The 14,660-nt window shown below is 44.8% G+C and carries 14 protein-coding genes; 8 read left to right on the top strand and 6 right to left on the bottom strand.

Annotation, left to right across the window (positions count from 1 at the left end; genetic code table 11):
- Positions 1 to 786: 786 nt before the first annotated feature.
- Both murI and ACL6C3_RS16335 read right to left on the bottom strand, forming a co-directional pair.
- Positions 787 to 1,641, bottom strand: a complete 855-nt coding sequence (gene murI / locus ACL6C3_RS16340) for a glutamate racemase (RefSeq protein ID WP_413159993.1) — start codon at positions 1,639 to 1,641, stop codon at positions 787 to 789.
- 269 nt (positions 1,642 to 1,910) lie between these two features.
- Positions 1,911 to 2,963 carry a hypothetical protein gene (locus ACL6C3_RS16335; protein ID WP_413159992.1) on the bottom strand — a complete coding sequence of 351 codons (1,053 nt, stop codon included), beginning with the start codon at positions 2,961 to 2,963 and terminating at the stop codon, positions 1,911 to 1,913.
- Positions 2,964 to 3,199: 236 nt separating this feature from the next.
- Here ACL6C3_RS16335 and ACL6C3_RS16330 point away from each other — a divergent pair, with 236 nt between their 5' ends.
- The 4 genes from ACL6C3_RS16330 (at position 3,200) to ACL6C3_RS16315 (ending at position 5,276) form a co-directional block, all read left to right on the top strand.
- Entirely contained in the window at positions 3,200 to 3,460 is a 261-nt protein-coding gene (locus ACL6C3_RS16330; protein ID WP_413159991.1) for a ParB N-terminal domain-containing protein, read from the top strand.
- Positions 3,461 to 3,567: 107 nt separating this feature from the next.
- Positions 3,568 to 4,131 carry a DNA starvation/stationary phase protection protein Dps gene (gene dps / locus ACL6C3_RS16325; protein WP_413159990.1) on the top strand — a complete coding sequence of 188 codons (564 nt, stop codon included), beginning with the start codon at positions 3,568 to 3,570 and terminating at the stop codon, positions 4,129 to 4,131.
- Between the two features lie 14 nt (positions 4,132 to 4,145).
- A complete protein-coding gene (locus tag ACL6C3_RS16320; protein ID WP_413159989.1) occupies positions 4,146 to 4,799 on the top strand; it encodes a helix-turn-helix domain-containing protein in 654 nt (217 codons plus the stop codon).
- A 147-nt stretch (positions 4,800 to 4,946) separates the two neighbouring features.
- Positions 4,947 to 5,276: an STAS domain-containing protein gene (locus tag ACL6C3_RS16315; protein WP_413159988.1), complete on the top strand. Its 330-nt coding sequence runs from the start codon at positions 4,947 to 4,949 to the stop codon at positions 5,274 to 5,276.
- Positions 5,277 to 5,454: 178 nt separating this feature from the next.
- Here the strand turns inward: ACL6C3_RS16315 and ACL6C3_RS16310 are convergent, their stop codons facing one another.
- Positions 5,455 to 6,597, bottom strand: coding sequence for a PP2C family protein-serine/threonine phosphatase (locus ACL6C3_RS16310; protein WP_413159987.1), 1,143 nt, complete (start codon positions 6,595 to 6,597; stop codon positions 5,455 to 5,457).
- Between the two features lie 183 nt (positions 6,598 to 6,780).
- Between ACL6C3_RS16310 and ACL6C3_RS16305 the strand changes: the two genes are divergently transcribed.
- A complete protein-coding gene (locus tag ACL6C3_RS16305) occupies positions 6,781 to 7,248 on the top strand; it encodes an ATP-binding protein (RefSeq protein ID WP_413159986.1) in 468 nt (155 codons plus the stop codon).
- Between the two features lie 26 nt (positions 7,249 to 7,274).
- Here ACL6C3_RS16305 and ACL6C3_RS16300 read toward each other — a convergent pair whose 3' ends face one another.
- Positions 7,275 to 8,051: a DUF1350 family protein gene (locus ACL6C3_RS16300; RefSeq protein ID WP_413159985.1), complete on the bottom strand. Its 777-nt coding sequence runs from the start codon at positions 8,049 to 8,051 to the stop codon at positions 7,275 to 7,277.
- Positions 8,052 to 8,204: 153 nt separating this feature from the next.
- Between ACL6C3_RS16300 and ACL6C3_RS16295 the strand changes: the two genes are divergently transcribed.
- Positions 8,205 to 8,729 (top strand): DUF4112 domain-containing protein, encoded by a 525-nt coding sequence (locus ACL6C3_RS16295; RefSeq protein ID WP_413159984.1) that lies wholly within the window; start codon positions 8,205 to 8,207, stop codon positions 8,727 to 8,729.
- Positions 8,730 to 8,998: 269 nt separating this feature from the next.
- Here ACL6C3_RS16295 and ACL6C3_RS16290 read toward each other — a convergent pair whose 3' ends face one another.
- Positions 8,999 to 10,054 carry an AI-2E family transporter gene (locus ACL6C3_RS16290; protein ID WP_413159983.1) on the bottom strand — a complete coding sequence of 352 codons (1,056 nt, stop codon included), beginning with the start codon at positions 10,052 to 10,054 and terminating at the stop codon, positions 8,999 to 9,001.
- Positions 10,055 to 10,465: 411 nt separating this feature from the next.
- Here ACL6C3_RS16290 and ACL6C3_RS16285 point away from each other — a divergent pair, with 411 nt between their 5' ends.
- On the top strand, positions 10,466 to 11,278 hold the full coding sequence (locus ACL6C3_RS16285) for an SRPBCC family protein (RefSeq protein WP_413159982.1): 813 nt from the start codon (positions 10,466 to 10,468) through the stop codon (positions 11,276 to 11,278).
- 197 nt (positions 11,279 to 11,475) lie between these two features.
- Entirely contained in the window at positions 11,476 to 12,642 is a 1,167-nt protein-coding gene (locus ACL6C3_RS16280) for a zinc-dependent alcohol dehydrogenase (RefSeq protein WP_413159981.1), read from the top strand.
- Positions 12,643 to 12,844: 202 nt separating this feature from the next.
- Here ACL6C3_RS16280 and ACL6C3_RS16275 read toward each other — a convergent pair whose 3' ends face one another.
- Positions 12,845 to 14,107 carry a family 10 glycosylhydrolase gene (locus ACL6C3_RS16275; RefSeq protein ID WP_413159980.1) on the bottom strand — a complete coding sequence of 421 codons (1,263 nt, stop codon included), beginning with the start codon at positions 14,105 to 14,107 and terminating at the stop codon, positions 12,845 to 12,847.
- Between the last annotated feature and the right edge of the window lie 553 nt (positions 14,108 to 14,660).

Raw genomic sequence — 14,660 nt, 5'->3', positions numbered from 1 at the left:
AATTCTACACATTCAGGGCTATTGGTCTAACGACTGAAGTATTAGCTGCCTGTCGTTGCAGGGTTGATCCGTCGGCAAATGGATCTCTGCTGAAAATTGACAAAATGTTCAAAGCTCACCAAAGCGAACAGGCTAGCCCCATATGTAGGTAGACGGATGCTGAACTTTAGGTTGCAAAGTACAATCTAATTTTTCAGTTGTTCAGTCTGTAATTCGAGTAAAGTCCTGACAACGTTTTCTGGGTTCTGAAGTTCCCAGAAGTGAGTTTGAAGTAGAGTGATCAAAGTTAGACCAAGGCTCTGTATGCTAGCCCGATGTAGCTGGTATTAAACTCCTCTGTATGCTCCTCCCTATTATTTGTTTGGCTATACCAACTATGATGTACCAAGATACTCCACTAATAATTCCCGTTTTGGCCGCCGGTTACGTTTTAACCGTTTATTTGTTATTGATGCTTGCCAAGCGTACCGCTAAAATCTCTCGCTTTCGATCTTAGCAAAGAATAAACTAAGGGCAACAGGTTCAAATTTCCAGGAAAGCTTTGATAGTTTACCACAGTTTAAATGCTGTGTCAAGGAAAATTTGTGAAAATAAGATTTGAAAATGTTGTCGCATTTCACTTAGGTGGGAGATTGTCCCATTCCCAGATGGGGGTGGGATTATTCTATTTTAGGACTTTTAATTTCTGTTTCTGGCAATCAAACAGGCGATCGCGAACAGAAAAAGGTTAAAACTGAAATTGGCTCTGAAATGGGCCTAACAGCTAGACCCATTGACTAAAAACCGTTAACCCCCTAATCCCTCTCTCACAGACAGAGGGGAAATTTCAGAAGTTTCAATCGTGGGTAAAACCGTAGGTTCAACGAGGGGAGTATAACCCAACCACTGCACCGATAAACTGGCAAATTGTTCGGGACAACCACTCACACAAAAGCGAGTCGGTTTGGGAAGATGGGGGTTTCGCAGTCCCAAAAGTTCCAACTCTTGAGTAATGGCCTTAACCAGATAGACAGCCGGATCAACCAAACGAACACTGTGAGGAAGAATCGATCGCACAACCGGCGCCAAATGAGGATAATGAGTACACCCGTAAATTAAAGTATCAATGCGCTGATCGATCAAAGGAGCCAAATACTCCTGCGCCACCTGATAAGTATAAGGATCGTGAATGCGATTTTGTTCAATGAGAGGGACAAACTCGGGACAACTCACCTGCCAGACTTGAACCGTTGCATCCATTTCCTGAATCGCCTGACGGTAGGCATTACTGGTAACTGTAGCCGGTGTAGCAATCACCCCTATCCGCCGACCCTTACGGACTGCCGCCTTCGCCCCTGGCAAAATCACCCCAAGAATCGGCACGTTAAATTCCGATTGTACCGTTTCGAGTGCTAGGGCGGAACTGGTATTACAGGCCATCACGATCATTTTCACATCCTGATCGATCGCCCAGAGAATAATTTCACGGACAAACTGTAAAATCTCACTTGGCGATCGCGTTCCATAGGGTAATCTGGCCGTATCCCCAAAGTACAGGATCGATTCGTTGGGGAGTTGTCGGTATATCTCTCTTAAAACGGTTAACCCTCCCACACCACTGTCAAATACTGCAATTCTTTGTGCTTTTTTATCCGTTGTCATAGACTCAAATGTCTGGTGATTGTTTATTGGTTGTCCGTAATACGGGTAAATCTCTGACTCAATTTTGCGTGAGTTCCCCCTGTCAGAGAACAAGGGATACTACACTCGACTCAACAGCTATCCGGAAAATCAGATATCTCACCCTATAGTTCCCCGACTGCAACAGATCAGGAATAGAGGTGATTTATATATTTCTGTCTTCTGCGAGTCATTGGGTACCCGACAATAGACTACAACTTTTCTTTCGGATAGTATCGCTTGCCATCGACTTAAAAGGTTGAGGATTTTAGATCAAGGTTTGGGAAGAGGGTAAAAAACCCGGTTTCTAAGAGCGTTCGCCGAAGTGGTCGGATGGGTCTTCTCAAAGAAACCGGGTTTTTGGCGTAATAGTAAAGTCTGAAAAACCCCGTTTCTAAAAGCGATCGCCGAAGCGGTCGGATGTGTCTTCTCAAACCAACCGGGTTTTTGGCGTAATAGTAAAGTCTGAAAAACCCCGTTTCTAAAAGCGATCGCCGAAGCGGTCGGATGTGTCTTCTCAAACCAACCGGGTTTTTGGCGTAATAGTAAAGTCTGAAAAACCCCGTTTCTAAAAGCGATCGCCGAAGCGGTCGGATGGGTCTTGTCAAACCAACCGGGTTTTTGGCGTAATAGTAAAGTCTGAAAAACCCCGTTTCTAAAAGCGATCGCCGAAGCGGTCGGATGTGTCTTCTCAAACCAACCGGGTTTTTGGCGTAATAGTAAAGTCTGAAAAACCCCGTTTCTAAAAGCGATCGCCGAAGTGGTCGGATGTGTCTTCTCAAACCAACCGGGTTTTTGGCGTAATAGTAAAGTCTGAAAAACCCCGTTTCTAAAAGCGATCGCCGAAGTGGTCGGATGGGTCTTCTAAAAGAAACCGGGTTTTTGGCGTAATAGTAAAGTCTGAAAAACCCCGTTTCTAAAAGCGATCGCCGAAGCGGTCGGATGTGTCTTCTCAAACCAACCGGGTTTTTGGCGTAATAGTAAAGTCTGAAAAACCCCGTTTCTAAAAGCGATCGCCGAAGTGGTCGGATGTGTCTTCTCAAACCAACCGGGTTTTTGGCGTAATAGTAAACTCTGAAAAACCCCGTTTCTAAAAGCGATCGCCGAAGTGGTCGGATGTGTCTTCTCAAACCAACCGGGTTTTTGGCGTAATAGTAAAGTCTGAAAAACCCCGTTTCTAAAAGCGTTCGCCGAAGTGGTCGGATGTGTCTTCTCAAACCAACCGGGTTTTTGGCGTAATAGTAAACTCTGAAAAACCCCGTTTCTAAAAGCGTTCGCCGAAGTGGTCGGATGTGTCTTCTCAAACCAACCTAGTTTTTGGCGTAATAGTAAACTCTGAAAAACCCCGTTTCTAAAAGCGATCGCCGAAGTGGTCGGATGGGTCTTCTCAAACCAACCGGGTTTTTGGCGTGGTCCCTCATCCGTCCTCCGGCTCCTGGGCCTGGGGAAATGATATCAGAATTTCTTAACGAGAGTTGCTAAAACGAACTCGTTATGAGTATGATTTAAGAAGAAGGTCAATCAAGGAGAAATTATTTCCATGCAAGTTCAGGAGATTCCCCTGAAACAGATACGGCGTCCCCTGCCTCGGGCAACGGATCAGGCCAAAGTCAAGGCGTTAATGGAATCCATTCAAGAAATTGGTTTACAAGAACCCATAGAAGTTTTAGAAGTAGACGGCCAATATTATGGATTTTCGGGCTGTCATCGGTTTGAAGCCTGTACAAACTTGGGTTATGAAACCATTCGCTGTAAAGTCCGCAAAGCACCCCGTTCTGTTCTACAAAAGCATCTAGCCTGAGATAGATTAACGGCAGTTCATAAAGGAGTAAAATCCGGTCAGAGATTCTAAAAATTTATAAGTCTGCTGAATCGGCAATTCAATCAACCTTAAAGGAGAACACATCGATGAGTAACAACAACCTGAAAACCCGCCTGTATCCTTCTCGGATTGATTTTTCCGAAGAAACCCGTCAAGAAGTGGCCGCTATTCTCAATGCGACATTAGCAACCACATTAGACCTAAAAACTCAAACCAAACAAGCCCACTGGAACGTTAAGGGAATCCACTTTTATTCCCTGCACAACCTATTCGATGAAATCGCCGGTGAACTCGAAGGCTATGTTGATATGGTGGCCGAACGAGTGACCGCCCTGGGAGGGTTTGCGATGGGAACCGCCCGGGTAGCGGCCAGCGATTCAATTTTGCCAGAATATCCCTTTGATATCGTCGATGGAAAAGATCACGTGATCGCTTTGGCCGATCGGTTTGCGATCTACGCCAAACACGTTCGCGAAGCCATTGGTAAAACCGATGAGTTGGGAGATGCAGATACGGCAGATTTATACACCGAAATTTCCCGCACCGTCGATATGCGCCTGTGGTTCCTCGAAGCCCACTTGCAAGGAAGCGACGGGAGTGCTACCAATGGTAGCAGCAGTACAACAAAAACGGCTGCTCAGGTGAAATAGCATCTATGGCGTGAATGAACCGATCTTCATTGGACTATAGCCCCGAGTTGCACCGCCTATTGCAACAGGCGGGGCTTTCTACCGTGCAGGACTTGAGTCTGAAAGCGGATGTTTCTCAGTGGCAAATTATTCGGCTGCGGCGGGGACTGGCCCGACAAATGCGAGTCGAGATATTGATCAAGATCAGTCAAGGGCTGAATATTTCTTTGGTCGAATTGTTGGCGACCTTTGCTCCCGAGTCGGTGAGTTCTCCGGTTGCGGGGCCTTCTGTGGAAGAACTGCAACAGGAGTATGAACGCTTGCAAACCGAGATGAAACAGCAGCGAGAGTCGCTCTTAGAGGAGTTTGAGCGTTCCAGTCTGGAGATTTTGGAGGCTTGGTTGCTGCAATGGCCGAGAGCGGTCGATAAAGTGCAACAGAGTCCCAAACTGCCGGCGATTAAATTGTTGCCTTTGTTGCGTCCAATTGAACGGCTTGTGCAACAATGGGGAGTAGAAGCGATCGCACCTGTGGGTTCGGAAGTTCCTTACAATCCGCAGATGCACCAGCTTCTAGAAGGAACCGCTAAAACCGGGGAAACTGTTGTGGTGCGCTATACGGGCTATCGATATCGAGGCCAACTCCTCCATCGCGCTCAAGTGATTGGGCGATCTGAAGATCGGCAGTAGTTCATTTTCCCGGAAAAAACCCTTTGAGGGCAAATTTTTAACCGATAACCAGGGGTTGCCCAGTTGAGAATTTGGCGATGAGTTCATCTCAAGGCTATACTAGCGGAAACTGGCGAGTCAATTTTGAGGCTTCACTGTTAATAAATTATGAGTTCTGATATTCGAGTGCTTCAACCCCAAAACATTTTAGACGGAACGAAAGCAAGTCAATTCCGTCAAGAGATTAGCAATCTTGTTGATCAAGGCGCCAAAATCATCCTGATAGATTTTGAAGGTGTCACTTTTATGGACAGTTCAGGTTTGGGTGCTTTAGTTTTGGCTCTGAAAACAGTTCGAGCGGCTGGTGGTAAGTTGATGGTTTGCTCCATTAATGAGCAAATTAAAATTTTGTTTGAGCTAACCAGTATGGATAAGGTATTCGAGATTTTTAAGGATCGAGAAGATTTTGAAAGCAAGTATGCTGCTCAAAGTAGCTAACTTTTGAGGCAAATCTGAAGGGGAAGACTCTGGCTGTTGTCATTGATCTGGGTGAGCGTTCGCGCAGCTAAAAAGTTAGGCGTTTTTGGGAGTTCTTCCCCGATCTGATTTTTCGATTTTCAGCTTGAATATCTACCCGAAAAGCGGGAGACGTTGCGGAGAATTGAGGGATATGGATTTAGTCAAAGTGAATTTTTAGTAAAGAAAAGTCATCCTCAAAAGGATTGCCGGAATTTAAGGTTTTAATAGAATTAAAAATAGCATCGAGGTGAGAGGAAGCCCGAGGATCTCGATTGGAGTCCGTGAGAAGACGGATAAAAGCATCTAGCCCCCACAGGGAACCATCGGGCAGATGAATTTCATAAACTCCATCGCTAAAGATAAATAAATCGCTCGAATTTTTAATTTCGCAACTTTCATCAATATATTCAGCTTCTAGAAACATTCCCACGGGCATTCCTGGGGTTTTTAAGCGTTGAACTTGGAGATTATTTTGCTCTCGACCGGAAACCAAAATCGCCGGAGGATGACCGGCGCTGGCGTAGGTCAGTTGACGGGTAACTCGGTTATAAACCCCATACCAAATGGTAAAATATTTGTCATTTTGATAGGACATTTGAAAGGTACTATTAAGCCCTTTTAAAACATCGCTCGGTTGGTAATAATCAATATTGGGAAGTGTACGCGATCGCAATAAATTTAAAACCGAAATCGAAGGCAAAGTTGCCCTCAAACCATGTCCGGCCGTATCCATTAAATAAATCGATAAATATTCGGAATCTAACCAACAATAGTCAAAACAATCTCCGCCAAGTTGACGGGAAGGAATAAACTTGGCTTCAATCTTTAACGGGGTTAAAGTGGGTTCGGGAAGCAAAGATTGGACATATTCGGCCGCTTCTGCCAACTCCGCTTCTAAAAGTTGCTTTTGAGTTTGCAAATCTTGACTAAGTTGATGCAAGCGCAACCCCGCCCTGACTCTGGCGTACAACTCGTTCATTTCAATGGGTTTAGAAATGAAATCATCGGCGCCGGCATCGAGACCGTTAACCCGGTCAGAAATAGACCCGAGAGAGGTCAGCAGAAAGAATTGAGTGGTCGAGAGTTCAGGATTGGCTTTCACCTGACGACAGACCTCAATACCGCTCAAGCGGGGCATAATCCAATCACAAATAATCAAAGCGGGACGTAAGAGTTGAGCCTTTTCGATGCCTTCCTCACCATTACTGGCGACCGAAACATCATAACCCTGCCTTTTGAGAGTTCTCCTTAACAGTTCCCGAATGACCGTGTCATCATCAATCACCAAAATTTTAAACATGGACGCTCAGGTATAGATTTGCGAGGGGTGGGTGCAGCAACAAGAGTTTGAGTCAATCCTTAGCTTAAATAGAGTATAGTCCAAAGCGTATAACCCCTCTCACCGAGTTGGCTAACTAATTGTGGCATCAGTTATCGGTCGTGTTAAATTGATCGTAGATGTAGGTTCTCATACATACTAAGTGTGATTGAATTTTCAGGTTCCGAACCGCTGCTTCTTCCCTGCAAGGCACAGCTTCAAGCCCCCAATACTCTTGATGCCTTATCCGATATTTTGTCATGGTTTGCTCGATTACAGCATCCCTCGATTCCGAGTTCGATATGGATTCGCTGTCAACTGGCGTTGGCTGAAGCATTTACGAATGCTGTTCGTCACGCTCATCGCAACCTACCTTTACAAGAGGTGACGGTTGAGATTGAGGTTACTGTTTCCGACAGCCAAATTGAAATTCGAGTTTGGGATTGTGGCCCTCCCTTCAATTTAATCGAGAAACTCAAACAACTGCCCCCTCAGATTGATAAAGCCTCAGGCGGTGGCCGAGGTTTGAAGCTGATGCGCGATATTGCAGATTACTTGAGTTATGAACCCTGTCGGGATGGTCGCAATTGTCTATTGATCGTTAAGAATTACCAATCTCTCGATCCAGGATAGCACTTGCAAATCTGATTGAGTAAGGATCATTTCTGTTGGGCTTGGGCTATTGGGTCGAGCCAGTGCAAGACTTCTTGTTTTAATCGATATAAGTCTCGGTAAATTTCTTGTTTAATCCATTGACTAATCGCATCAAAGGGTGTATTAGTTTGCCCCACCGACCAGCTAACATCTTGATTAACTGGGGTTAAGTGATCTCCCCCCAACTGCTGAAGTGCAACCATTCCCGGAAAGCGGCGTTGCAAAATCTTATTGAGGATGAGGGTTTGGTCGATAGTATCTTTGGTAAATTTGATCAGAAGGTTGCGACGAATTTGATAGCGTTCCTGTACAATCAAGTTGGTTTGGCCTGGTGAGGGGGTAAATTCGACCTCCATCATCGAGGAGAGTTGTTCAACCAACGGAATAGACTCCCGTGCGGCGTAGTTGTTGAAGGATATCAAGATATTACCCGCTCGGTTGACGGGAAATAATGAACCAATCAATAAATGAAGTTTACACCCCATACTATGCCCGACTCCATAAATGGGTAAACCCCGTTGACGCAGACGCCGACTGGAGTACAAGTCTTCTAAACCATCCTCAAAGGTCCACAGCACTTTTTTCGCCATAATCCCGTGATTGAGGGTATTGATAAAGGGGGTGGCGATCACGATGTATCCTTGTTGTGCTATTTGTTCTAATAGCCATCGGTAGGTGATTTGCGGTGCGGTCGCCACAAACGCTCCCCCCAAAAAGTGGACAATTGCTTTTGGTCGGGGAGGAATCAAAACCCAATTTTTAGAAACTTCTATCCACTCCATGACAGTTTTAAATAAATTAAATGTTTTATTTTATGAACAAGATCAAAACTAAAGCTTCTAACCTTGGCTAGAAGTTAAGTTGATGGAAAATCATTAATTGTATGTTACATAAGTTGATACAAAAATGTCGAATTTCTCACAATTGCAACTCATATGAATCAGAAATCCTCTCCTAAACGCTCTATTCCCGCCAAGGACGATCCGTCCAAAGCCTCTCTAGTCCGACAATTGCGCCAATACAGCAATATTCTTGATAATGCGATTCGAGTTCCGGGTACGACTTACGGTATAGGTCTCGATCCGATTATTGGACTGATACCGGGTGGTGGGGATTTGCTCGGGGGTCTGTTTTCAGCTTACATTATCTTGCGTGCTTTTCAACTGGGAGTTCCCAAAGAAACGCTAGTTCGCATGGCTTCTAATATTGCGACTGAAACGTTGGTGGGAACGGTACCGGTGTTGGGGGATGTTTTTGATGTGGCTTGGAAAGCCAATGTCAAAAATGTGGATCTGTTGGAAGCCCATGTTAACGCGCCTGAAATGGGACAGAAAGCGGATCGGTTATTTGTGATTATTTTGGTGGGCGGGTTAATGTTGTTTATTTTGCTAATTTCGGTTGTGGGAATTACGATGTTGACTTTGATTTATCAAGTTTTGAGAGGTTTGTTGACGGGTTAAAAGTTATTGTAAAAAATTTGGCGATCGCTCGGATTGAATGCTAAATCTAGCAATCCGATTTGAGTTGTGTATAAAAATGTTATGGCGCCGCTTGCGATCGGGTAAATCCCAAAAACCCGGTTTCTATTGAGAAGCCGGGTTTTTAATCTAACGGCACCTCTAAAAATTGAAAACCGCCCGATATCAAAAGGCACTCTTGGGTAAAATCTTATCATAATTTTTATCTGTTTTTATATTTTTAACCAATCATTTTTAATTTCTATATATGCTTATTTGAAGGAGTTTTCAGTCGGCTTGTTGTCCGGTGATTCTTCAACCTCACCTAACAGAATAGCCACGCCGCGAGTTGTTTTAAACTCCCGACACATCAAGACAATTGAAATGGTCATGGGTACGCCCAAAATTGCGCCGGGAATTCCCCAAACCCATCCCCAAAATACGATAGAAATTAAAGCAACAAAAGGCGATAACTGTAGCGTTTTTCCTTGCAAGCGAGGATCGATAAAGTTACCCAAAATTGTCTGTATAACCGCCAATCCTAACAAAGTTGCAATTCCGCGAGGAACCCCTTGAAAAATCAAAGCAACCAACGTCGGAGGAATCACCGCAATAATCGATCCTAAAGTGGGTACATAGTTAAGTACAAAAGCAACTAATCCCCAAACAAAAGCCAAATCAACCCCTAAAATAAAACACCAGCTTGAGGTTAAAATTCCCGTCAAAAAACAGGTAAATGTCATCACTAACAAATATCGTCGCAGCTTTTCGCTGGTATTACTAACCGCGTCAATAATTCGATAACTAGATCGGGAGGGAAAAGCCTGTTTAACCTTTTCCTGATATTGATTAACTTCCAACAATAACAAGACGAGCAAAGATACAATTAAGATAAACAAACTCGCGGCTGATAACAAAGTCTTTATGCCGCCAATTGCCTGCTTCGTGACTTGATTAATTCCATCTTGGGCGTTAAACTGGGGGACGGGTATACTTCGCGTCTGCGCCCACGATCGCAAAGTTTCTCCCATTTGTTGTAAGCGATCAATATATTGAGGAATTTTCGGTTCAATAATTTCTGCACTCAGCGTTAAAGCGCCAACCGCCACCCCCAGAAATGCCAGGAGTAATAGCAGCACCAAAATTAAACTTAACCATCGGGGTAAACGACGTTGTAGCCATGCTTGCAAAGGATAAACCAAAACAGCAATAAAAAACGCAAACGCCAAAGGCATAGAAATTGATCGGGTGGCTTGCAGCGCAGCCACAACTAAAATTGTAGCAATAATCGCCATTAACGTTTTCGTTGTTGTGCCGGAAATTTGCATGGCTAGGACAATATTTTCTTAATTTGTTGAGCGGATCGCAAAGCGCTAATACCATTGCTGAGGGGCGGGTTTATATAAGTTGTCTGTGAGAAAACATCAATGAATTCCGAACCCGCCCCTACATGACGGATTCGGTGAAAATCCCCGCCCATTAAAAAATTCTAATGAATTCATCGAACATGATATTACTACTTCCCAACCTTTATTACTCATACTCGATTGGCAACAAGTTAACATCCCCCCCAAGATAGGACTATCTATTTTTGAGAGAAGAATAGTTCAGCAATTGCTCAACCCGAGGACGAGTAGAGTTGTATTTTCCTGTGTTTCTACCATATGGGTGATTGCATTCGCAGTTGAGTTTTATATGCTGAAAATCAGATACATAAAACAGGGTTAAAGATAAATGAGATGGAAAAGATAATAATTGATGGTGACGGCGTTCAGCGCGAAACCGAAAATCAAACGATCGCAAATCAAACGACCGGAAATCAAACGGTCGGAAATCAAACGAGCGCCAATCAAACGAGCGCCAATCAAACGACCGAAAATGAAGCGGGCGATATCGAACGTTGGGCTTCCCTTCTCGGCGGGGGCGCACTCGTATTAATGGGTTTAAAACAGCGATCGCTTCGCGGCATACTAACCTCATTAGTTGGGGGCGGTTTGATCTATCAAGGCGTGAAAAATCAAAGCACCGTCCAGCAGGTTCAGCAGAAACTCGGCGAGGCGGCAGAAGCCAGCAAAGACCAGCGCATTACCGCAGAGAAAACCGTAACCATAGACAAGTCGCCCGAAGAACTTTACAACTACTGGCGCAATTTCGAGAATTTACCGAATTTAGCAGATTATCTGGAGTCGGTGACGGTTTACGACCAACAGCGCTCCCACTGGGTGGCCAAAACCCCCGTTGTGGATAAGGCTGTAGAATGGGATGCGATCGTCGTTCAGGATCGCCCCAACGAGTTGATCGCTTGGACTTCGGTTGAGAATGCGGACATCGATCAGTCGGGGTTTGTCCGGTTTCGTCCCGCAAGCGGCGGACGGGGAACCGAAGTTAAAGTGGTGATGGAATACAGTACCCCTGGCGGCGCTATGACGGCGAATATTGCCAAGTTATTCGGTACCGAACCCGAACAACAATTGGGTCAGATGTTGAGTCGTTTTAAACAACTGATGGAAGCGGGAGAATTTGCCACTACAGAAGGGCAACCGCAAGGCTAGTCAATTCATTTTTTGTTTGATTTAAAGTCCAAAAAATAAAGCTACAGCAGGGAAATTGAGAGGGATTTTATACCTCATCATTCCTGTAGGGGCGGGTTCTCAATGATGGATGTTACCGACAAAATAACTGACATCAACCCGCCCTTTAGACGCGACAAAACCAAAAGATTAATCAACAGTTACGGAGACAAAAAAGTATGAAAGCAGTTTGTTGGCACGGTTCCCATGATGTGCGGGTTGATACGGTTCCCGACCCTAAAATTTTAAATCCCGGTGATGCGATTATTAAAATTACTTCTACAGCTATTTGTGGTTCAGATTTGCACCTTTATGATGGTTATATTCCGACAATGAAATCCGGGGATATTTTAGGCCATGAATTTATGGGAGAAGTGGTGGAAGTCGGCCCTGGTGTTAAAAAGCTGAAGGTTGGCGATCGCGTTGTTGTGCCGTTTACGATTTCTTGCGGAAATTGTTTCTTTTGTAAGCGGGATTTATGGTCGCTCTGCGATAATTCTAACCCGAATAGTGGGTTGGTTGAGAAAATGTACGGTCATTCTCCTTCGGGTTTATTTGGGTATTCTCATCTGTTGGGCGGTTATGCGGGTGGACAGGCCGAATATGCCCGGGTACCGTTTGCGGATGTTGGCCCGATGAAGGTGGCCGATGGCTTGACCGACGAACAAGTTCTGTTTTTAACCGATATCTTTCCGACGGGCTACATGGCGGCGGAAAATTGCGATATTGAACCGGGGGATACGGTGGCGGTTTGGGGATGCGGTCCCGTTGGACAGTTTGCCATTCGCAGCGCTTTCATGTTGGGGGCGGCACGGGTGATCGCTATCGATCGCGTCCCGGAACGGTTACAATTGGCCGAAAAGGCCGGCGCCGAAATTATCAATTTTGAAGAAGTGGACGCCGGAGTTGCGCTGAAGGAAATGACCGGCGGACGCGGCCCCGACCGCTGTATTGAAGCGGTGGGTATGGAGTCGCACGGGATGGATGCGATGGGGGTGGTTGATAAGGTGAAACAGGCGGTTCGTCTGGAAACGGGACGACCCCATGCGTTGCGACAGGCGATCGTTGCTTGTCGGAAGGGCGGAACGGTTTCTATTCCCGGTGTTTATGGTGGTTTTGTTGATAAAATGCCGATGGGTGCTGTTGTTAATAAAGCTTTAACGCTAAAATCGGGACAGACTCACGTTCATCGTTATTTACGTCCTTTGATGGAACGGATTCAAAACGGCGATATTGATCCTTCTTTTGTGATTACTCATCGTCTCAATTTGGAAGATGCTTCTCGCGGCTACGAGATTTTTAAACATAAGAAAGATAATTGTATTAAGGTTGTTTTGAAGCCTTAGTAAAAAACCAGATTGTAGGGGCGGGTTCGGAATTAATTGCTCAAATCCTAGCCGATAACTAATATAAACCCGCCCGGATATTTGGTAGGGCGGGGCGGGTTTATAACAGTTTTGCATGAGAAGATATAGATTTACACAGAACCCGCCCCTACAACAGTGGTGACTGTTGACTGTAAAAATCCGCCCCTACAACAGTGGTAATTTAATTGGTTGAAGGCGGGGAATTTTCAGAAGATACCGAAGAAGTCACCGAATTAACTGAACGTGTAGCCGGTTGATTAAACAACACTTCAAAATTAGATTTTCGCTCTTGAATGGGTTCGGGCGCGTCATCCCAGAGACTTTCAAAGAAGAAGAAAGACATCCCCAAACCCTGTTGGCGGGCGGCTTGTACTTTGGCTTGGATGTGTTGCATGGGAACGGGTCGATTTCTTAAACCGGTGAGAATGCCGACGCCTGTGGGAATTTTTTTGCGGACGTCTTGAATTTCGGGTCGGACTATTTCGGAAAGAAAACTATTGAGATCGGGACGATAAACCTGTACAATTAATTCATCAACTAAATCTTGTTTTACCCAATTGATCCAATCTTGTAGGTATGTATTGTAGGCCAAATGATAGGGGTTGGGAGACACGGAAAAAATAGCATTGGGCTGCTTTTCTTTGATGGCTTTATTGAGTTTTTTCACAAAGGCGGTAATTTGATTGGCTCGCCAACGCATCCAGGTTGGATCTTGGGGGTTGGCGGGCGGACTGGCGTTCATTTGTTGTCTGTAGAGGGAAATCGTATAAGGATCGTAGCCAAATTCGTTCGGTAAACTGAGGTGATCGTCAAACTGAATGCCATCAATATTGTATTGAGTAATCACTTCTAAAACTAAGTCGGTGATTAACTTCTGAACTTCGGGATGAAACGGGTTCAACCAAACGACTTCTCCCGCAGCGCTGATCCAGGTTTGACTTCCATCCCGTTTTTGCGTTAGCCAGTTGGGATGGTTTAAAGCCAATTCCGAGGTTGGAGGCGCCATAAACCCAAATTCAAACCAGGGTATGACTAATAAGTTTTGCTGATGAGCAATTTCGCTGAGTTCTCTTAAGATGTCTTGTCCTTGTAAACCCCGATGGATAAAGGGTTGAATTCCCGCGAGTTGGGCGACGGCGCTCGGATACAGCGCATAACCGGAATTCCAGACGACGGGATAAATGGTGTTAAAGTTCAACCGCCCCAGTTGGCTTACTGCTTCTTGGACTTTTGGACGATCTCGCAGTATATCGCTGTCGTTGCTGGTCATCCAAACGCCTCGAATTTCTTGAAAGGGTTGAGGATCGACTGCGGCTTGACCGGGTATCGCCCCGGAAATGGCGAACCAGCCGGCTAAAATGACGAGCAATAGATATTTTAGCGCTCGCCGTGCCTGTTTAATCCGAACCGAAGACCAACTTTTAGAGGTTAAACGCAATTTCATGGAGTTCAATGGTGAATGAGCGTCCCAACTGCACCAAGGCTTGGCCTTGATGATTTACAATTGCCAGCAAGTCTTTTAACTTGCTAAAGAGAATATTAAGTTAGTTTACATTAAAAGGTATATTCTAGCAGAGAAAGTCGCTATCAATTTGTTTAAATTTAAACATTAGATTCTCTTTAACCCCCTTTCGCCAAGGGAGAATTTAGGCTAGATCCGGGGCGATCGCCAAGCGTTTTCAACTCATCCCAACTTCTATTGAATTGGACTTTGCTGCTAATTTTCTTGTGTTTTTTATTATCAATTCCTGTATAATTTCTGTTAAAGTTCACCGGATAATGATAAACTGGACTCCGGTTTGTTTCTTTTTTCCCCAAATTGATTTGGACCGAACGGGGACAGCAGGGATCTTGACCCGGCGTGATTGATGCAAGCTTGAGTTTTTCCTAAAACCCTCTGACGATGTTCGGATTGAGATTAATTAGATGAAATGGATTGAAATTGCATCAGTTCATTTTTCCAACGTTTATAAAGATAGAGAACTGTTTAGATATTG

Origin of the sequence: Capilliphycus salinus ALCB114379 (assembly GCF_047276495.1) — a bacterium.
Lineage (GTDB): Bacteria > Cyanobacteriota > Cyanobacteriia > Cyanobacteriales > Microcoleaceae > Capilliphycus > Capilliphycus salinus.
This window is presented reverse-complemented; position numbering and strand designations above follow the sequence as displayed.